Below are 18,903 nucleotides of genomic sequence, written 5' to 3' on the forward strand. Positions count from 1 at the left end.
AGGGAAAGAGGATTGCATGAGTTTCAAGGGTCTTAGCCCGATCGTCTATGGTGGGCGCGAAGTGTGGCCGCTTATCGAAGGCGGCAAGGGCGTCTCCGCGACCAACCACGCAAGCTCCGGCGCCTGGGCGGCAGCCGGGGGCATCGGCACCGTCAGCGCCGTGAATGCGGACAGCTATGACGAGGACGGCAACCCGATCCCGCAGGTCTATCCGCAGGCAACCCGTGTGGAGCGTTTTGAACAGCTCGTTCGATACGCAATCGACGGCGCAACCGAGCAGGTGAACCGCGCTTATGAAATTTCCGAAGGCCGCGGCGCCATCAACATCAACGTCTTGTGGGAACAGGGCGGGGCGCAGCAGGTACTCGAAGGCGTGCTGGAAAATTGCGCCGACAAGATCACCGGCGTCACGTGCGGTGCAGGCATGCCCTACAAGCTGGCCGAGATCGCCCAGCGCTATAACGTCTACTACCTGCCGATCGTCTCCTCCGCTCGCGCCTTCCGCGCCCTGTGGAAGCGCAGCTATTCGAAGGTGCCGGACCTCCTCGCCGCCGTGGTCTACGAAGATCCGTGGCTGGCGGGCGGCCACAACGGCCTCTCCAACGCGGAAGACCCGACCAAGCCCGAAGATCCCTATCCGCGCGTGAAGGCGCTGCGCGAAACGATGCGCAAGGAAGGTGTCTCCGAAGATACGGCAATCGTCATGGCTGGCGGCGTGTGGTTCCTGCGCGAATGGAACGACTGGATCGACAATCCTGAGCTCGGCAAGATCGCCTTCCAGTTCGGCACGCGCCCGCTGCTGACTGAAGAAAGCCCGATCCCGCAGGTCTGGAAGGACATGCTGCGCACGGTCGAACCGGGCGACGTCCTGCTGCACAAGTTCAGCCCGACCGGTTTCTATTCGAGCGCGGTGAAAACGCCGTTCCTCTACGACCTCATGCACCGCTCGGAGCGCCAGATCCCGATCTTCAAGCGCGACGAGGAAGAGGGCACCATCCCGCTTTCCGACCACGGCAAGGCGAAGTACTTTTTCGTCCACCCGGGTGACCAGCGCAAGGCGCAGGCCTGGATGCACGAAGGCTTTACCGAAGCGCTCAAGACCCCGGACGATACCGTCGTCTTCGTGACGCCCGAAAGCGCTGAGCAGATTCGTGCCGACCAGCAGGGTTGCATGGGCTGCCTGTCCCACTGCCAGTTCTCGAGCTGGAAGGATCACGACAATCACACGACCGGCCGCCTCGCCGACCCGCGCAGCTTCTGCATCCAGAAGACGCTGCAAGACATCGCCCATGGCGGCGACCCGGACGAGAACCTCGCCTTCGCGGGTCACGCTGCCTACCGGTTCAAGCAGGATCCTTTCTATTCGAACAACTTCACCCCCACGGTGAAGGAACTGGTCGAGCGGATTTTGACCGGGGACTGAGGCCTTATGGCGCTGCAAATTTTATTCGATCCTCCGGTCGATGACGGTTTCGACGATGACCGGTGTCTGGTAATTGTCGATACTGGTTCATTCCGCGGTGAAACACGTTTCCGGAACCGGTCGCCGCTGGAGCTCAGTAAACTAGCCGAAGAACTCCGCAGGTTTCCGATCTCGGACGCAGTCAAATTTCAAGCCTTCGACGGCTTATTGAAAATTCGTCTCGAACCAAGAGACGAGCTAGGTCACTTGAGACTGCAGATTTGGCTGGCTGAAGAGATTGACTGCAACAGCGTGTCGATCGACGCGAATGTCACGCATTCCGAGTTGCAGAGATTTGAAACCGAACTCTCGAATCTAATCTCGAAAAACTGCGGTTCCGCCAACCTTTGAGGTCTAGCGCCAGAGCTGCATCGACCTGATGGCGTCGGGCATCTTGTCGTCAGTATCGGGCCGCGAGATGGTGCGTTCGACGATGCGCCATTTGCGGCGCACCTTGCCCTTTTGCCACAGGTCCATGAGCCAGGTTTCGCCCGACCAGTCATGGTCGCCCATCGTCGCATCCAGCGTCATGCGGGTGGCGAAAACCGCGATGTTGCCGTGACGGCGAACGTAGACTTCGTCGAAGCGATAGCCGTTGCAGCGAAAACGCGTGGTCGCTGCCTCCAGCCAGCTTGCGCGGTCGAGGATCGCGGGGCTGTTCGATCCGAGCAGGAAGATGAAGTCTTTCGACGCGAGCGTCTTCATCACATTGCGATCGCGTTGAGCCCACGCGCGCATCCACTGGTGTTCGAGAGCTTCTATTCGGCTTGAAAATTCATCCATGGGGCGGAGCGCTTAAAGCCACTCGCCGACAATGCAAAGCCGGTATCGGTTGTGATTGGGGAACAAGGCTTTTCCTACTCGCACAGATTATGCTCGCTAGGCCCTGATGCATTCCCGCAAATTCTCGAAACCACTTCCACTCGCGGTTGCCACTTCGGAGCTGTGCAACTCGCCGAGATTCGACAGGGCAATGTGTCACCTTCGCGAGAGGAAAGAAAACGCTCTTATTATCATCGAGTTACTAGGCGAATTTGAAGGCGACACACTGTCGCCTTTGTCACCTTCGGCGTCAGAAACCGCTCAGCACCTGGTCGGGCGGCCGATGGCCGTCGGCCCACATGCGGATATTGGCGATGACCTTGATACCCGATTCCTCGCGGCCTTCACGGGTGGCGCTGCCGATGTGGGGCAGGGTCATGACATTGGGGTGCCGGATCAGCCGCTGATCCACATTGGGTTCGTCCGGATAGACGTCGAGACCTGCACCGGCGAGCCGTCCGCTTTCGAGGGCCGCAACCAGCGCCTCGTAATCGACCAGGTCGCCGCGCGCGGTGTTGATTATGCTCGCACCCTCTTTCATCAGGCCGAGCCTGCGCGCGTCGATCATGTGGCGGTTTTCCGCATCGGCGGGGCAGTGCAGGGTAAGTATGTCGGCTTCGGCCACCAGCTCGTCGAGGGTTTCGACGTAGCGAGCGCCGAACATGCGCTCGATCGCCTCGGGCAGGCGCTTGCGGTTGTGGTAGGCGACCTCCAGTCCGAAGGCGCGTGCGCGGTGGGCGACTGCTTGGCCGATCCGTCCCATTCCCACGATACCGAGGGTCTTGCCGCCCAGCTTGCGGCCGAGCATCGCGGTCGGCGCCCAGCCGGTCCACTTGCCGCTGCGGACGAGTTCCACACCCTCGCGGATACGGCGCGGAACGCCGATGATGCCGGCCATTGTCAGATCGGCCGTATCGTCAGTGAATACGCCGGGCGTATTCGTGACGATGATGTCTTTCTTGGCGGCTGCCTTGAGGTCGATATGCTCGGTCCCGGCGCCGAAATTCGCGATGAGGCCGAGATCGCTTCCCGCAGCCTCTATCATCTCCGCATCGATCCGGTCGGTGACGGTGGGAACCAGCACGTCGCAGTCCTGCATCGCGGCGACGAGCGCATCGCGGTCCATCGGGTGATCATCCGTGTTGAGCCGCACATCGAACAGTTCGGACATGCGCTGTTCCACCGCTTTGGCGAGGTGACGCGTAACGGTTACGCGTGGCGTCCTGTCGAGGCGCTTTTCGGGTCGGTCGAATGAAGTGTCGTGCTCGCTCATGTTGTTCACATCGCTACGCTTACGTGCGGGAAACGGTCAAGCGATGCTTGATGCGAAACCTTCGCCATTCTACAGCTATCGCCATGTCGCGAGTGCCGTTTCTCCTCCTGCTTGTCTCCATGCTCGCATTCGCGTCGCCTGCCTCGGCGCAGGATCGCGAAGTGCCGTACTGGGCGAGCATTCGGGCCACCGAACTCAACATGAGAGTGGGGCCGAGTGCGGACTACAAGATCGCGTGGGTCTACCGGCGCCAGGGGCTGCCGGTGAAGGTTTTGCGCATTATGGAAGGATGGCGCCTGATCGAGGATCCGGACGGTTCTCGCGGATGGGTCGTCTCGCGTTTGCTGACACCCGATCGCGCAGCCATCGTTATCGGCGAAGGCGAGGGGGCCATTCTCGCAGATCCGGAAACCGGCGGTGCGGTCAAATGGCGCGTGGAGCCCGGTGTCGTCGGTACGCTTGGCGATTGCGACGAGGGCTGGTGCGAATTCGCCGTGGGGAACCGGGCGGGATATATCGAGCAAGCCCGCCTCTGGGGTGCGGGCGAGCCCTGATCACTCGGGGGCCGGGGCCTCGTTTTCGATCCGTTTTACCGATGCATTTGTGCCCTGGTCGTAGCAGGCTTCGGGCTCGCTGCCTTCGGGATCGTAGCAAAGCTGCGTTCCCTCCAGCCGCCAGTTACCGTTCTCGGCCGGGTTCCCATCCGCATCCGTGTCGAGATAGGTCCCGTCGGCATTCAGGGTGTGCCGGATGGTGGAACCATCGGCCAGCGTCGCCTCGTAGGTCCCGGCGATTTCCTCTGGGGAGGGAGCTTGCTGCGCTGGCTCCGGCTCGCTCCGCTCTTGATTGCAGGCTGCGAGCAGGAGCACGGCAGCGATCGGAAGGCGGGAGGCGCATCGGCCCCTCCTGCCGTTCCGTTCGCTTTCGTGATTCACGTCAGGCCAGTTCGACTGCAACGGCAGTAGCTTCACCGCCGCCGATGCACAGCGATGCAACGCCGCGCTTCTTGCCCTGCTGCTTGAGCGCATTGAGTAAGGTGACGATGATGCGGGTGCCGCTTGCACCGATGGGGTGGCCTAGCGCCGTGCCGCCGCCATTGACGTTGATCTTGTCGTGCGGGATGCCGATGTCGCGCATCGCGAACATCGCGACGCAGGCAAATGCTTCGTTCACTTCCCACAGGTCGACATCGTCGGCCGACCAGCCGGCCTTTTCGAGGACCTTGTTGATCGCGCCAACCGGAGCGACCGTGAATTCCGAAGGTTCCTGCGCATGGGCTGCCATTGCGACGATCTTGGCGACCGGAGCCTGGCCGTTTGCCGAGGCCACGCTCTCGCGGGTCAGCACCACGGCAGCTGCGCCGTCGGAAATGGAAGAGGACGTGGCTGCCGTGATCGTGCCATCCTTGGCGAAGGCAGGGCGCAACTGCGGGATCTTGTCGGGACGGCCCTTGCCCGGCTGCTCGTCGTGTTCGACCGTTACGTCGCCCTTGCGGGTCGAGAAGGTGACGGGGACCACTTCGTCGGCAAAGGCGCCGCTGTCGATGGCTGCATTCGCGCGGCGGAGCGATTCGATGGAATATTCGTCCATCTGCTCGCGCGTCAGCTGGTAGTCGTTGGCGGTGTCCTGAGCGAAAGTGCCCATCGCCCGGCCTTCCTCATAGGCATCTTCGAGCCCGTCGAGGAACATGTGGTCATAGGTCGTGTCATGGCCGAGGCGCGCGCCGGAGCGGTGCTTCTTGAGGAGGTAAGGCGCATTGGTCATGCTCTCCATGCCGCCTGCAACGACATAATCTACAGTGCCGCTGGCGAGCGCTTCGGCACCCATGATGACGGTCTGCATTCCGCTGCCGCAAACCTTGTTCACCGTGGTTGCCTGTACGGATTTGGGCAGTCCTGCCTTGATCGAGGCCTGGCGGGCCGGGGCCTGTCCAAGGCCTGCGGGAAGGACGCAGCCCATGTATGTACGGTCGAACTTGTCGCCTGCGACGCCCGAACGTTCTACGGCTGCCTTAACCGCCGTCGCTCCGAGATCGGTCGCGGACACATCGGCGAGGGCGCCCTGCATGCCGCCCATGGGCGTGCGAGCGTAGGAAAGAATTACGACGGGATCGTTTGCGCTGAACTGGGTCATGCTTGTGCTGGTCCTCTGGTTCTGGAATATCTTGTCGTCGAGATAGGATAGGCGTCGCTGCGGCGCAACACAGACCAAGGGAGAATATCATGGCTGATGAGCGACTGAACCGGATGGAAGAGGTCCTTCGCAAGCAACGCGCGGCTCATCACCAGATGCGGCCCGAGCCCATGGCGTTGCGCAAGGATCGTATCGAGCGTTCGATCAAGCTGCTGAAAGATCACGCCGACGACCTGTGCAAGGTCATGAGCGCAGACTTCGGCAACCGTTCTCCGCAGCAATCGATGATGACCGACATCGTCGGCACGATCAATTTCGGGAAATATTGCCTGAAACGCATGGATGGCTGGGCCAAGGCGGACAAGCGCCACGTGCAGTTCCCGCTCGGCCTGCTGGGGGCAAAGGCGGAGGTCCGCTATGAACCCAAGGGCGTGATCGGCATCCTCAGTCCGTGGAATTTCCCCGTGAACCTCACGTTCGGACCGCTGATGCAGATTTTTGCTGCCGGAAACCGGGCGATGATCAAGCCGAGCGAATTCACCGAGAAGACCAGCCTGATGATGAAGGAGCTGGTCGAGGAATATTTCACCGAAGACGAGTGCGCCGTTTTCACCGGCGGCCCTGAAATCGCCGGAGCGTTCTCCGAACTGCCGTTCGACCATCTGGTCTTCACCGGCTCGACCGCTACGGGTCGCAAGGTCATGGAGGCGGCCTCCAGGAACCTGGTCCCGGTTACCCTCGAGCTTGGCGGCAAGAGCCCCGTTTTCATGGGCGAAAGCGCCGATTTCGCGAAAGCTGGCGAGCGGATCGCGATGGGCAAGATGATGAACGCGGGCCAGATCTGCCTGGCGCCAGATTATCTCTACGTTCCGGAAAGCAAGCAGGACGAGGCTATCCACGGGGTCTGGCAGGGCACGGCCAACATGTACCCCACGCTGCTCGACAACGACGATTACGCCAGCGTCGTCACCGACCGCCATTTCGATCGGCTTCAGGGTCTCGTCGCCGACGCACGCGACAAGGGTGCGGAGGTCATCGAGGTCAATCCGGGCAATGAGGATTTCTCGAATACCAACAGCCGCAAGATGCCGCTGACGATCCTCAAAAACGTGACCGAGGACATGAAGGCGATGCAGGAGGAAATCTTCGGGCCGGTCCTGCCGGTGAAGACCTACCGCCACATGGATGAGGCGATCGAATACGTGAACGAGCACGATCGTCCGCTGGGTCTCTATTATTTCGGGCAGGATTCCGATGAGCAGTCGAAGGTCCTGACGAAGACGATCAGCGGCGGCGTCACCGTCAACGACGTGATCTTCCACGTTTCCATGGACGATCTGCCATTCGGCGGGGTCGGTCCTTCCGGAATGGGAAGCTATCACGGTGTCGAGGGCTTCCGCGAATTCAGCCATGCTCGCAGCGTCTACACCCAGCCGAAAATCGACGTTGCGAAGCTGGCCGGTTTCAAGCCGCCATACGGCGACGCTACACGCAAAGCGATCGACAAGATGATGAAATGAGGGCGCTGCTTGCAAGCGCAGTTCTCCTGCTTTCTGGATGCGGCCAGTATTCGTTGGCCGATGTCGGCGCAGACATTCCGGAGGAGTTCGCCTGGGCAGGAGCGAACTCCGAGACCGGGCAGGTTCGCGACCTGCAAGGCCTCGAAAACCTGGCATTGTCGTTTCCCGACAGCACTTCGGTTCGCCTTAGATTGCTCAATGCACAGCTTGAAGCTGAAGCCTACGAGGATCTGCTAGGGACATTATCCTGGCTGAACGAGCGGGGGTATGTTTTCTCATCCACTGCACGGGCGCAGATCCCCAAGCTTGTCGGTGAGGAATTCGCGGAGCGAGCCACCAACCTTCTCCGTGAGCATCCCGATCCGTTGGAACGAAGCAAGGTTGTGGCGATGGTCCCTGCGGCTGCTGGTCTGGTTGAAAGCGTCCTGATGGATTTGGAGGGCGGGAATATCGCTGTCAGCTCCGTGTCTGGCAAAAACTTGTGGGGGAAGGGCCCGCGCGGCAACTGGAGCGACCATACCCTCGAAGGCGCCGGCAATTTGAGCGGAATCGTCTATGATCCCGGGCGCGCCCTGGTGTTGGCGGCATCGGGCAAGATCGATGGTTCTGATGCCAGCCAGCCTTATTTCTCTGGCTTGGTGGGGATAAGGTTTCCGGGCGACACACCGCGCTTCTTTCCTGCGCCAGTAGGGTCGAACCTTTCTGATCTTCATCGTTCGCCCGATGGCACCATCTACGCCAGCGATCCGCTAGGAGGCGGCATCTACCGGCTTCTACCAGGTGCAGAAATCATCGAGATTCTCGTTGCTCCCGGCACCTTCCGCTCGCCACAGGGCTTGGTCACGAGCAACGACGGAAAAGGGCTTTACGTGAGCGATTATCGCTATGGGCTTGCTGCTGTCGATCTCGATAGTGGTGACGTTCACCGGGTCCCAGCGAAAGGCCCGTTCCCGCTCGATGGGATCTATGGCCTTTGGCGTCGCGGTGACGAGCTGATTGCCGTACAGAACGGCACCAGCCCCATGCGAATAGTGGCGTTCCAGCTCTCGCCCGACGGGAAATCGGTCGTCAGCCAGCGCAATCTGGAGCTATCCCACCGCGACTGGACCGAACCTCTCTCCGGTTACCTTGGCCCGGACGCCCTGTATTATGTCGGGAATGGGCAGTGGGACCGTTGGGTGGCCGGACAGCCTGCGCAAGACAAGCCCTTCGTTCCGACGCAGATACGGAGATTGCCCCTCGACTGAGGTCGATTGTGCGTCTCCTGCAACCATGCTTACGGGAATTGCGCCTTTCGCACCCTTGCACCTGTCACGCGAGGGGCCTAGAGGCGTGCCCGAACCAAGCCCCGCTTAGGAATCATTCGTGGTCGACCTCGAACAATATCTACCGATCCTGATCTTCCTCTTCATCGCAGTCGTCTTGTCGACTGCCTTCGTGTTCTTGCCGATGGGCGTATCCCGCCTGACCGGCGCTCACGCTCCCGATGCGGAAAAGCTCAGCGAATATGAGTGCGGATTTCCCGCATTCGACGATGCCCGCAGCCAGTTCGACGTTCGCTTCTATCTGGTCGCGATCTCGTTCCTGCTGTTCGACCTCGAAGCCTCGTTCCTTTTTCCATGGGCTGTCAGCCTCGACATCACCGGATGGACGGGCTGGATTGCGATGGTGATTTTCCTTCTCATTCTGGCGATCGGCCTCGCGTACGAATGGAAGATGGGCGCACTGGATTGGGACTGATATGAGCCAGCAAATGACCTCCAGCCCGCACGGACGCGACGCACTGCTGCAGCCGACGGCTCAGCCAGGGGACGTACGCCAGCCCGACCAGGACTATTTCAACGCGCTTCAGACGGAAGTGAACGACAAGGGTTTCCTCGTCACCAGTACCGAGGACCTGTTCCAGTGGGCGCGCACGGGTTCGCTGTGGTGGATGACTTTCGGCCTCGCTTGCTGCGCGGTCGAGATGATCCACGTGAACATGCCGCGTTACGATATGGAGCGCTTTGGCGTCGCTCCGCGTGCTTCGCCCCGTCAGTCCGACGTGATGATCGTCGCAGGCACGCTCTGCAACAAGATGGCTCCTGCGCTGCGCAAGGTTTACGACCAGATGTCGGAACCGAAATACGTTATCTCAATGGGCAGCTGCGCCAATGGCGGCGGCTACTATCACTATAGCTACAGCGTCGTTCGCGGCTGCGATCGCATCGTGCCGGTCGACATCTACGTGCCTGGTTGCCCTCCGACGGCAGAGGCACTGCTCTACGGCGTGATGCAGCTGCAGCGTAAGATCCGCCGCGTCGGCACGATCGAGAGGTAAGGGCGAAGAGATGGCAACGCTTCATTCCGCGCCCCGGTTCACCCAAATCGACGGCCTCAAGAACACGATCTCGAAAGCGCTTGGCGATCATCTCGTCGAGGCACACGAAGAGCATGGCGAGCTGCTCTTCCATGTCCAGCGTGGCAGCATCGAAACTGCGCTGCGCACCCTGCGCGACGATTTCGAATACCAGCAGCTGATGGAAATCGCCGGTGTCGACTACCCGAGCCGCGATGAACGGTTCGAAGTGGTCTACATGCTGCTTTCGGTCACCACCAACAATCGCATCATGGTCAAGTGCCGCGCATCGGAAGATACGCCGGTACCGACGGTGACGACGCTCTGGCCCAATGCGGGCTGGCTCGAGCGTGAAGTTTTCGACATGTACGGCGTGCTGTTCGACGGGAACACCGACCTGCGCCGCATCCTGACCGACTACGGTTTCGAAGGTCACCCCTTCCGCAAGGATTTCCCGCTCACTGGCTATGTCGAGCTGCGGTATTCCGAAGACGAAAAACGCGTGGTCTACGAACCCGTGAAGCTGGCACAGGACCTGCGCCAGTTCGACTTCATGAGCCCGTGGGAAGGCGCGGATTACGTCCTTCCGGGCGACGAAAAGGCGGATATGCCGCCGATCGACGATCCGAAGACCACCGAAAGCCCCAAGCAGACGGGTGCCGGTGCGAAGGCTGACGAAAAAGCCGCTGAAAAAGTCAGCGCCGATGCGCCAGCCGAAAAGGACGGCGGACCCGATGCTCCGCCGCCGGAGCCCACAGAAGATCAGCCGGGGCGCAAGAAGCGGGTCGGCAAGACGACCGATACCGCGAAGGCCACCAAGCCGAAGAAGGGCGCCAATTGATGCGCGCGCTTATCCTTCCTCTGACTGCGCTCGCGCTCGCGGCGTGCTCTTCCGAGCCCGCGCCTCAGGAAAGCGCGGATGACTTCGCCAGCCGTATCAACGGCGGGGAGCAGGGTGCTGCTGCGCCTGTCGATGCCGATGCGCCGAATGTCGCTGCGGAAGCCCCTCCGGCGGGTGTCAATGTCACCCAGCTCGAGCAGCTTCGCGATATCGCCAATGTCGACATGGGCCCGCGCGATGGCGGTTGCACCTTCATGGACGGCAATCGTGAACTCGTCATGGCGAGCGCGCTCAGGGAACCGACCTTGCCAGGCAAGGCCGTGATCCGTGTTGGAGGCGGTCTGACGCTGCTCGACACGGGGCCCGGTGGCCTCGACTCGCTCAAGGCAGGAGCCACATTTTCGGGTGAGGGCGTGACCGTCCAGGTCGCACCGCAGGCAGGCGATGCGGCTTCGCGTGCCGCCAACCTCACCGTAAGCGCTGCCGACGGCAGCACCGCCACCTACTCCGGCAAGTGGATTTGCGCATGAGTACCGGTTTCCAACTCGAAGAATCGCCGACCACCGGCGACGAGACGATCACGAACTACACGATCAATTTCGGACCCCAGCACCCTGCTGCGCACGGCGTGCTGCGCATGGTCATGGAGCTCGACGGCGAGATCATCGAACGCATCGATCCGCACGTCGGCCTGCTGCACCGCGGCACCGAAAAGCTGATCGAGCACAAGACCTACCTGCAGGCGCTGCCGTATTTCGACCGGCTCGACTACTGTTCGCCGCTGGCGCAGGAATACAGCTACGTCCTCGCGATCGAGAAGCTGCTGAATGTCGAGGTGCCCGAGCGTGCACAGTACATCCGCGTGCTGTTCGCCGAGCTGACCCGCATCTGCAACCACATGCTCAACATCGGCGCGCACGTCATGGACGTCGGCGCGATGACGCCGAACCTGTGGGTGTTCGAACTGCGCGAAGATTGCATGAATTTCTTCGAGCGCATGAGCGGCGCGCGCATGCACCACGCTTACCTGCGCCCGGGCGGTGTCCACCAGGACGTGCCGGAAAAGCTGCTGGTCGACATCGGGGAATGGATCGACACGCGCCTGCCTGAACTGTTCGGCGATGCGATGAGCCTTGTGCTCGACAACCGCATCTTCAAGCAGCGCAACGTCGATATCGCCGTGGTGAGCAAGGAAGACGCGCTGGCCTGGGGCTTCTCCGGCCCGATGATCCGTGCTGCCGGTATCCCGTGGGATCTCCGCAAGTCGCAGCCCTATGACGTTTATGACCGGATGGAGTTCGACATTCCCGTCGGCACCAATTCGGACTGCTACGATCGCTTCGTGGTGCGCGTGAAGGAAGTTTACGAGAGCGCGAAGATCATCAAGCAGTGCCTGCGCGATATGCCGACCGGCCCCATCTCCAGCAGCGACCGCAAGGTTTCGCCGCCCAAGCGCGCCGAGATGAAGCAGTCGATGGAAGCGCTGATCCACCACTTCAAGCTCTACACCGAGGGCTTCCACGTGCCCGCGGGCGAAGTCTATGTCGCCACCGAAAGCCCCAAGGGCGAATTCGGCGTCTACCTCGTCAGCGACGGCTCGAACAAACCCTATCGCTGCAAGATCCGCCCGACGGCCTTCAGCCACCTGCAAGCAATGGATTTCATGAGCAAAGGCCACATGCTGCCCGATGCCACGGCCATCCTCGGCGCCATCGACGTCGTGTTCGGGGAGTGTGACCGCTAATGGCTGACCGTAATCCCGCACCCGATACTCCCGAGCTGCGCGAGCGCTGGGGTGCTTTCGAATTTACCGAGAGCTACCGCGAGCGTGCGGACAAGGCGATAGCGCGCTATCCCGAGGGGCGCCAGCGTTCCGCCGTGATGCCGCTGCTCGACCTTGCCCAGCGCCAGGTCGGTGAAGAAACGAACACTCAGGGCTGGCTGCCGCTGCCAGTGATCGAATATGTCGCCGACTATCTCGACATGCCGGTCATCCGCGTGCTCGAAGTCGCCAGCTTCTACTTCATGTACAACATGAAGCCGGTGGGTAAGTACCACGTGCAGGTCTGCGGCACGACGCCATGCATGCTGCGCGGTTCGGACGGATTGTTCGAAACCTGCAAGAAGCGCGGTATGAGCAAGGGACATGTCTCGGAAGACGGTCTCTGGACCCTCACGGAAGTCGAATGCATGGGCAATTGCGCCACCGCGCCGATGGTACAGATCAACGATGACAATTACGAAGACCTCACGCCCGAGCGTCTCGACACCATCCTCGACGCGCTGGCCAAGGGCGAACAGCCCAAGGCTGGCACGCAAGAACCCGGCCGTCACACCAGCGAACCGGCCAACGCGCTGAGCTCGCTCGAAGCGATGGTCGACGAAAACCACGATTACCGGAGTGAATGGTCATGAGCGCCGACTGGCTCACCATCATCCTCGCGCTGGTCGCGATCGTGGTCGCTTGGAAGGTCTTCAAGGGCGTCGTGAAGACGATCGCCCTGGTCGTGATCCTGATCGCGGCTGCCATTTTCGTATTCGGAGGTCTCGCCTGATGCTCGCCGACAAGGATCGCATCTTTACCAACCTCTACGGCTTCCAGGACTGGGGCCTGAAGGCGGCACAGCAGCGCGGCGACTGGGACGATACCAAGTCGCTGATTGCGCGTGGGCATGACAATATTATCGAGGAAGTGAAGGCCTCCGGTCTGCGCGGGCGCGGTGGTGCTGGCTTCCCCACCGGCCTCAAATGGTCGTTCATGCCGAAGGAATCGAAGGACGGCCGTCCGAGCTTCCTCGTCATCAACGCCGACGAATCCGAACCCGGTTCCTGCAAGGACCGCGAGATCATTCGCCACGATCCGCACAAGCTGATCGAAGGCGCACTGGTCGCCGGTTACGCCATGCGGGCGAGGGCGGCCTATATCTACATTCGCGGTGAATATATCCGCGAGGCGGAGACGCTGCAGGCCGCCATCGACGAGGCCTATGACGCTGGCCTGATCGGCAAGAACGCCTCGAAATCGGGCTATGATTTCGATGTCTTCCTGCACCGGGGCGCAGGCGCCTACATCTGCGGCGAAGAAACCGCGATGATTGAAAGCCTCGAAGGCAAGAAGGGCCAGCCCCGCCTGAAGCCACCGTTCCCGGCAGGCGCGGGCCTCTATGGTTGTCCGACCACGGTCAACAACGTGGAATCGATTGCCGTCGTCCCGACCATCCTGCGCCGCGGAGCGAGCTGGTTTGCAAGCTTCGGCCGCGAGAACAACAAGGGCACCAAGCTCTTCCAGATCAGCGGCCATGTGAACAAGCCCTGCGTCGTCGAGGAAGCGCTCAGCATCCCGTTCAGCGAGCTGATCGAGAAACATTGCGGCGGCATCATCGGCGGCAAGGACAACCTCCTCGCCGTGATCCCCGGTGGTTCGTCGGTTCCGCTGGTCCCGGCAGAGCAGATCTGGGACGCGCCGATGGATTTCGACGGCCTCAAGGACCTCGGCTCGGGCCTCGGTACGGCCGGCGTCATCGTGATGGACAAGTCGACCGACATCGTCCGCGCGATTTCCCGCTTAAGCTATTTCTACAAGCACGAGAGCTGCGGCCAGTGCACACCTTGCCGCGAAGGCACGGGCTGGATGTGGCGCATGATGGAACGCCTGCGCACCGGCGATGCAGCCATCGAGGAAATCGATATGCTGCAGCAAGTCACCAAGCAGGTCGAAGGCCACACCATCTGCGCGCTAGGTGACGCGGCCGCATGGCCGATCCAGGGCCTCATCCGCCACTTCCGCCCCGAGCTCGAGCGCCGGATCGAAGAACACAACGCAAAGTTTGCCGAGGCAGCTGAATAATGCCCAAGGTCACAGTAGACGGACAGGAACTCGAAGTCCCAGAAGGCGCAACCGTCCTTCAGGCGTGCGAGCTTGCGGGCAAGGAAATCCCGCGGTTCTGCTATCACGAGCGGCTGAGCATTGCCGGCAACTGCCGCATGTGTCTCGTCGAAGTGAAGCCCGGGCCGCCCAAGCCGCAGGCGAGTTGTGCGCTCCCGGCCACCGAAGGCCAGGAAATCCGCACTGATAGCGAGATGGTGAAGACCGCGCGCGAAGGCGTGATGGAATTCCTCCTCATCAACCACCCGCTCGACTGCCCGATCTGCGACCAGGGTGGCGAATGCGACCTGCAGGACCAGTCGGTCGCTTACGGCCGCGGCGCGACGCGCTATGAGGAAAACAAGCGCGCCGTCACAGAAAAATACATGGGCCCGCTGATCAAGACGGTCATGACCCGCTGCATCCACTGCACCCGCTGCGTGCGCTTCAGCGAGGAGATCGCCGGCGTGGACGAAATCGGCGCTGTCGGTCGCGGCGAGGACATGCAGATCACGACCTACCTTGAGCAGGCAGCCGAGCATGAGCTGTCCGCCAATGTGATCGACCTCTGCCCGGTCGGCGCGCTCACTTCGCGCCCCTATGCGTTCGAAGCGCGTCCGTGGGAGCTCAAGAAAACGCTCAGCATCGACGTTTCCGATGCGGTCGGCGCGAATATCCGCCTCGACAGCCGTGGCCGCGAAGTCATGCGTGCGCTTCCGCGCGTCAACGATGCGGTCAATGAGGAATGGCTGTCGGACAAGGGCCGCTACATGGTCGACGGCCTGTCCAAGCGCCGCCTCGACAAGGTCTTCATGCGCAAGCGTGGCAAGTTGCAGCCTGCGACCTGGGACGAGGCTTTCAAGGCCATCGCCAAGGCCAAGCCGGGTAAGGCCATTGCCGCCGTGGCCGGTGACATGGTTGATTGCGAAACGATGTTCGCCGCCAAGTCGCTGCTCAAGGCATGCGGTTCGAAGCTGATCGAAGGCCGTCAGACCGGCATGGATTACGACGTGTCGAACCTGGCCGCGGTCAACTTCAACTCGACCTTCGAGGGTCTCGAACACGCTGGCGCGATCCTGATCGTCGGCAGCCACATCCGCTGGGAAGCGCCGCTGGTCAACGTGCGCATTCGCAAGGCCGTGAAGCGCGGCGCGAAGGTTTACGTCGTCGGACCTTACTGGGACACGACCTATCCTGCTGAATTCCTTGGTGAAGACCTTGGCGTCCTCAACAAGCTGCCCAAGGAAGTCGCGGACGCATTCAAGAATGCCGACCGCGGCGCAGTCATCGTCGGCGGCGGTGCGCTCAAGAGTGCGCATGGCAAGGCAATGGCGCTCGCCAGCGATTGGGGTGCGGACTTCAATGTCCTGCATTTCTCCGCCGCGCGCATGGGCGGCCTGATGCTCGGCTTCGCACAGAAGGGCGGCATGGCGGACATCGTCAAAGCCAAGCCCAAGGTCCTCATCAGCCTCGGCGCTGACGAAATGGACTACGAGCCGTTCGCCGATACGCTGAAGGTCTACATCGGCCACCATGGCGACAAGGGCGCGCATTCGGCCGACATCATCCTTCCGGCAGCTAGCTATGCCGAAAAGGACGGGACCTACGTCAATACCGAAGGCCGGGTGCAGTTCGCCGAGAAGGCCGTATTCGCACCGGGTGACGCACGCGAGGACTGGACGATCCTGCGCGCGCTTGCCGATGCCCTCAAGGTGGAAGTCGGTTTCGACAATTTCGCTCAGCTGCAGTCCGCGATGATCGCCGAAGTCCCGGCTCTCGGTGAAGAAGGCCTGGCCGATTATGGTGCGCTTCCCAAGGCCGACGCCACGGCGAAGGCGGAAGGCACGATGAGTGCCTATCCGATCAAGGATTTCTACCTCACCAACCCCATTGCGCGTGCCAGCGAAGTGATGCAGCGCTGCTCCAGCGAACTCCTGCATGGCGGCGAGCTTGCGGAGGCGGCGGAATGAGCGATCCTCTCACCCGCGTGGTGGCGCGTTTCACGCCGCACTTCCTGATCCTGTTCTTCGTTGCTGCTGTTGCGGCGACGATCGCTTCCGGCGGTCCGGTAATCGATAATGTCTTTTACGGCAGCTGGTTGCTGGTCGCTGCCGCCGCTCTTGTGCGGTTCGATATTCACATGGAAGGTCGCAAATGACCGAGTTCTTCCAATCCCTCGGCATGAGCTATGAATGGGCGTGGGGCGTTGCCACCGTCGCCGGCATCCTGCTCATCGCGCTGCCGCTGATGCTGGCAGTCGCCATGATCATCTACGTCGACCGCAAGGTCTGGGCTGCGATCAACCTGCGCCGCGGCCCCAATGTGGTCGGGCCCTTCGGCCTGCTGCAGAGCTTTGCCGACGGTCTGAAGGTTTTCCTCCAGGAAACCATCATTCCGAGCGCGGCGAACAAAGGCATCTTCCTGCTCGCGCCTATCGTGACTTTCACCGTCGCGCTGGCAGCATGGGCAGTCATTCCCTTCGATGCGGGCATGGTGCTGGCCGATATCAATGTCGGACTGCTCTACATCCTCGCGGTGAGTTCGCTGTCGGTCTACGGCATCATCATGGCGGGCTGGGCTTCGAACTCGAAATATCCTTTCTTCTCGGCGATGCGCGCTTCGGCACAGATGATCAGCTATGAAGTCTCGATCGGCTTCATCCTCGTTTGCGTCGTCCTGTTCGCAGGCACCTTCAACCTCAACGACATCGTGCGGGCGCAGGAAGGCTTCGGCCTCGGCATCGTGAACGCCTATGTCGTCCACCCGCTGATCTTCCCGATCTGGGTGATGTTTTTCATCTCCTGCCTCGCGGAAACGCAGCGTGTCCCGTTCGACCTTACCGAGGCGGAATCGGAACTCGTCGCCGGTTATCAGACCGAATACAGCTCGATGAGCTTCGCGCTCTTCTGGCTCGGTGAGTATGCGAACATCCTGCTGATGTGCATTCTCAACGCGCTGCTGTTCTTCGGTGGCTGGCTGCCGCCGCTCGATATCGACCTCATCCCCTGGTTCGACATCCCGGGCATCGTCTGGCTGCTGCTGAAGGCGTTCTTCTTCTTCTTCATGTTCAGCTGGGTCATGGCGACCGTCCCGCGCTATCGCTACGACCAGCTGATGCGTTTGGGCTGGAAGGTGTTTCTGCCGCTGAGCCTCGTTTTCGTCCTCGTCATTTCCGGTTACCTGATGGCGACCGGTCACTTCGGAGCCGCCGCATGAGCGTCGCCCATCTGATCAAGTCGTTCACCTTGTGGGAATTCGTGAAGGCGCACGCCCTCACGCTGAAGTACTTCTTCAAGCCCAAGGTCACGATCAACTATCCGTTTGAGAAGAACCCGCTGAGCCCGCGTTTCCGCGGCGAGCATGCCCTGCGCCGCTATCCCAACGGCGAAGAGCGCTGCATCGCCTGCAAGCTGTGCGAAGCTGTCTGCCCGGCGCAGGCTATCACGATCGAGGCCGAACCGCGCGAAGACGGCAGCCGTCGTACCACGCGCTATGACATCGACATGACCAAGTGCATCTACTGCGGCTTCTGCCAGGAAGCCTGCCCGGTCGATGCCGTCGTCGAGGGTCCGAACTTCGAATATGCAACCGAAACCCGCGAGGAGCTGCTTTACGACAAGGCCAAGCTGCTCGCGAATGGTGACAAGTGGGAGCGGGCCATCGCCGCGAACCTTGAAGCCGACGCACCCTATCGCTAACCGCGCCGCAACCGTAACCGGGGCAACATGATCCAGACTATCGCCTTTTACATGTTCGCGATCATCATGATTGCATCGGCCGTGATGGTTATCACGGCCCGCAATCCGGTGCATTCCGTCCTGTGGCTCATCCTCGCCTTCTTCAACGCGGCCGGCCTCATGGTGCTGGTCGGTGCAGAGTTCATCGCGATGCTGCTGGTCATCGTCTACGTCGGTGCAGTCGCCGTACTGTTCCTGTTCGTGGTCATGATGCTCGATATCGATGTCGCGGCCATGCGCGCGGGCTTCATCCGCAATTTCCCGCTGGGGATTGTCGTGGCCCTGATCCTGCTCGCAGAGCTGGTGCTGGGCATCGGCGCTTATAACGTCGGCGCGATCAACCTCGGTACGCCGCCTGCAGGCGATGCATCGGTCGTGGCCGAAAGCAATACGGCGGCTATCGGTGCGCTGCTCTACAGCAAATATGTATTCCTGTTCGAGATCGCCGGCATCATCCTGCTCGTCGCGATGATCGGCGCGATCGTCCTCACCCACCGTCCTTCCAAGTCGAAGCGCGGTCAGCAGGACATCGGCAAGCAGGTCCGCCGCAATCCCGACGAGGCAACCGTCATGAAACAGCCCGAAGTGGGCAAGGGAGTCGAGCTGTGATTGGCATCGAACACTATGTCGTCGTCAGCACGATCCTGTTCGTGCTCGGCGTCCTGGGGATTTTCCTCAATCGCAAGAACATCATCGTCATCCTGATGGCGATCGAACTGATCCTGCTCGCAGTGAACATCAATATGGTCGCGTTCAGTGCCTTCCTGGGCGATCTGGTCGGGCAGGTCTTCGCCATGTTCATCCTGACCGTTGCTGCTGCCGAAGCCGCCATCGGTCTGGCGATCCTGATGATCTACTTCCGTGGCCGCGGCACGATTGCGGTCGACGATGCGAACCGGATGAAGGGGTAAG

23 protein-coding genes are annotated in these 18,903 nt (G+C 61.3%); 19 read left to right on the plus strand and 4 right to left on the minus strand.

Annotation, left to right across the window (positions count from 1 at the left end; translation table 11 throughout):
- The first annotated feature begins 16 nt into the window (after positions 1–16).
- Entirely contained in the window at positions 17–1,423 is a 1,407-nt protein-coding gene (locus GRI34_RS04210) for an NAD(P)H-dependent flavin oxidoreductase (RefSeq protein ID WP_160594869.1), read from the plus strand.
- A 6-nt stretch (positions 1,424–1,429) separates the two neighbouring features.
- The gene (locus tag GRI34_RS04215) at positions 1,430–1,813 is read left to right on the plus strand and encodes a hypothetical protein (protein ID WP_160594870.1); all 384 of its coding nucleotides are present in this window, start codon (positions 1,430–1,432) and stop codon (positions 1,811–1,813) included.
- A 3-nt stretch (positions 1,814–1,816) separates the two neighbouring features.
- Here the strand turns inward: GRI34_RS04215 and GRI34_RS04220 are convergent, their stop codons facing one another.
- Positions 1,817–2,245: a nuclear transport factor 2 family protein gene (locus GRI34_RS04220; RefSeq protein ID WP_160594871.1), complete on the minus strand. Its 429-nt coding sequence runs from the start codon at positions 2,243–2,245 to the stop codon at positions 1,817–1,819.
- Positions 2,246–2,534: 289 nt separating this feature from the next.
- Positions 2,535–3,557, minus strand: a complete 1,023-nt coding sequence (locus GRI34_RS04225; RefSeq protein ID WP_160594872.1) for a 2-hydroxyacid dehydrogenase — start codon at positions 3,555–3,557, stop codon at positions 2,535–2,537.
- An 83-nt stretch (positions 3,558–3,640) separates the two neighbouring features.
- Between GRI34_RS04225 and GRI34_RS04230 the strand changes: the two genes are divergently transcribed.
- Positions 3,641–4,111 (plus strand): SH3 domain-containing protein, encoded by a 471-nt coding sequence (locus GRI34_RS04230; RefSeq protein WP_160594873.1) that lies wholly within the window; start codon positions 3,641–3,643, stop codon positions 4,109–4,111.
- Here the strand turns inward: GRI34_RS04230 and GRI34_RS04235 are convergent, their stop codons facing one another.
- Positions 4,112–4,426 carry a hypothetical protein gene (locus GRI34_RS04235; protein WP_160594874.1) on the minus strand — a complete coding sequence of 105 codons (315 nt, stop codon included), beginning with the start codon at positions 4,424–4,426 and terminating at the stop codon, positions 4,112–4,114.
- Positions 4,427–4,493: 67 nt separating this feature from the next.
- Complete coding sequence (locus GRI34_RS04240) at positions 4,494–5,690, minus strand: thiolase family protein (protein ID WP_160594875.1); 1,197 nt, start codon at positions 5,688–5,690, stop codon at positions 4,494–4,496.
- A gap of 89 nt (positions 5,691–5,779) precedes the next feature.
- Between GRI34_RS04240 and GRI34_RS04245 the strand changes: the two genes are divergently transcribed.
- The 16 genes from GRI34_RS04245 (at position 5,780) to nuoK (ending at position 18,902) form a co-directional block, all read left to right on the plus strand.
- Entirely contained in the window at positions 5,780–7,210 is a 1,431-nt protein-coding gene (locus tag GRI34_RS04245) for a coniferyl aldehyde dehydrogenase (protein ID WP_199800108.1), read from the plus strand.
- A 53-nt stretch (positions 7,211–7,263) separates the two neighbouring features.
- Complete coding sequence (locus tag GRI34_RS04250) at positions 7,264–8,457, plus strand: SMP-30/gluconolactonase/LRE family protein (protein ID WP_234028144.1); 1,194 nt, start codon at positions 7,264–7,266, stop codon at positions 8,455–8,457.
- A gap of 118 nt (positions 8,458–8,575) precedes the next feature.
- Positions 8,576–8,950: an NADH-quinone oxidoreductase subunit A gene (ndhC, locus tag GRI34_RS04255; protein WP_160594877.1), complete on the plus strand. Its 375-nt coding sequence runs from the start codon at positions 8,576–8,578 to the stop codon at positions 8,948–8,950.
- 13 nt (positions 8,951–8,963) lie between these two features.
- Positions 8,964–9,530, plus strand: a complete 567-nt coding sequence (locus GRI34_RS04260) for a NuoB/complex I 20 kDa subunit family protein (RefSeq protein ID WP_245755806.1) — start codon at positions 8,964–8,966, stop codon at positions 9,528–9,530.
- Positions 9,531–9,540: 10 nt separating this feature from the next.
- Positions 9,541–10,389, plus strand: coding sequence for an NADH-quinone oxidoreductase subunit C (locus GRI34_RS04265; protein WP_160594878.1), 849 nt, complete (start codon positions 9,541–9,543; stop codon positions 10,387–10,389).
- Positions 10,389–10,919: a hypothetical protein gene (locus GRI34_RS04270; protein ID WP_160594879.1), complete on the plus strand. Its 531-nt coding sequence runs from the start codon at positions 10,389–10,391 to the stop codon at positions 10,917–10,919. The genes GRI34_RS04265 and GRI34_RS04270 overlap by 1 nt, the downstream gene beginning before the upstream one ends.
- Positions 10,916–12,133, plus strand: coding sequence for an NADH-quinone oxidoreductase subunit D (locus GRI34_RS04275; RefSeq protein ID WP_160594880.1), 1,218 nt, complete (start codon positions 10,916–10,918; stop codon positions 12,131–12,133). Before GRI34_RS04270 ends, GRI34_RS04275 begins: the two co-directional genes overlap by 4 nt.
- Complete coding sequence (locus GRI34_RS04280; RefSeq protein WP_160594881.1) at positions 12,133–12,804, plus strand: complex I 24 kDa subunit family protein; 672 nt, start codon at positions 12,133–12,135, stop codon at positions 12,802–12,804. Before GRI34_RS04275 ends, GRI34_RS04280 begins: the two co-directional genes overlap by 1 nt.
- On the plus strand, positions 12,801–12,944 hold the full coding sequence (locus tag GRI34_RS13185; RefSeq protein WP_177201835.1) for a hypothetical protein: 144 nt from the start codon (positions 12,801–12,803) through the stop codon (positions 12,942–12,944). The genes GRI34_RS04280 and GRI34_RS13185 overlap by 4 nt, the downstream gene beginning before the upstream one ends.
- Positions 12,944–14,236: an NADH-quinone oxidoreductase subunit NuoF gene (gene nuoF, locus GRI34_RS04285; RefSeq protein WP_160594882.1), complete on the plus strand. Its 1,293-nt coding sequence runs from the start codon at positions 12,944–12,946 to the stop codon at positions 14,234–14,236. The genes GRI34_RS13185 and nuoF overlap by 1 nt, the downstream gene beginning before the upstream one ends.
- A complete protein-coding gene (gene nuoG, locus GRI34_RS04290) occupies positions 14,236–16,224 on the plus strand; it encodes an NADH-quinone oxidoreductase subunit NuoG (RefSeq protein ID WP_160594883.1) in 1,989 nt (662 codons plus the stop codon). Before nuoF ends, nuoG begins: the two co-directional genes overlap by 1 nt.
- Entirely contained in the window at positions 16,221–16,412 is a 192-nt protein-coding gene (locus tag GRI34_RS04295; RefSeq protein WP_160594884.1) for a hypothetical protein, read from the plus strand. The genes nuoG and GRI34_RS04295 overlap by 4 nt, the downstream gene beginning before the upstream one ends.
- The gene (gene nuoH / locus GRI34_RS04300; protein ID WP_090479330.1) at positions 16,409–17,470 is read left to right on the plus strand and encodes an NADH-quinone oxidoreductase subunit NuoH; all 1,062 of its coding nucleotides are present in this window, start codon (positions 16,409–16,411) and stop codon (positions 17,468–17,470) included. Before GRI34_RS04295 ends, nuoH begins: the two co-directional genes overlap by 4 nt.
- Positions 17,467–17,952 (plus strand): NADH-quinone oxidoreductase subunit NuoI, encoded by a 486-nt coding sequence (gene nuoI / locus GRI34_RS04305; protein ID WP_090479327.1) that lies wholly within the window; start codon positions 17,467–17,469, stop codon positions 17,950–17,952. Before nuoH ends, nuoI begins: the two co-directional genes overlap by 4 nt.
- Positions 17,953–17,979: 27 nt before the next feature.
- Complete coding sequence (locus GRI34_RS04310; RefSeq protein WP_090479324.1) at positions 17,980–18,600, plus strand: NADH-quinone oxidoreductase subunit J; 621 nt, start codon at positions 17,980–17,982, stop codon at positions 18,598–18,600.
- On the plus strand, positions 18,597–18,902 hold the full coding sequence (gene nuoK / locus GRI34_RS04315) for an NADH-quinone oxidoreductase subunit NuoK (protein ID WP_090479321.1): 306 nt from the start codon (positions 18,597–18,599) through the stop codon (positions 18,900–18,902). The genes GRI34_RS04310 and nuoK overlap by 4 nt, the downstream gene beginning before the upstream one ends.
- Position 18,903 lies beyond the last annotated feature (1 nt).

Origin of the sequence: Qipengyuania aquimaris (assembly GCF_009827445.1) — a bacterium.
GTDB lineage: Bacteria > Pseudomonadota > Alphaproteobacteria > Sphingomonadales > Sphingomonadaceae > Qipengyuania > Qipengyuania aquimaris.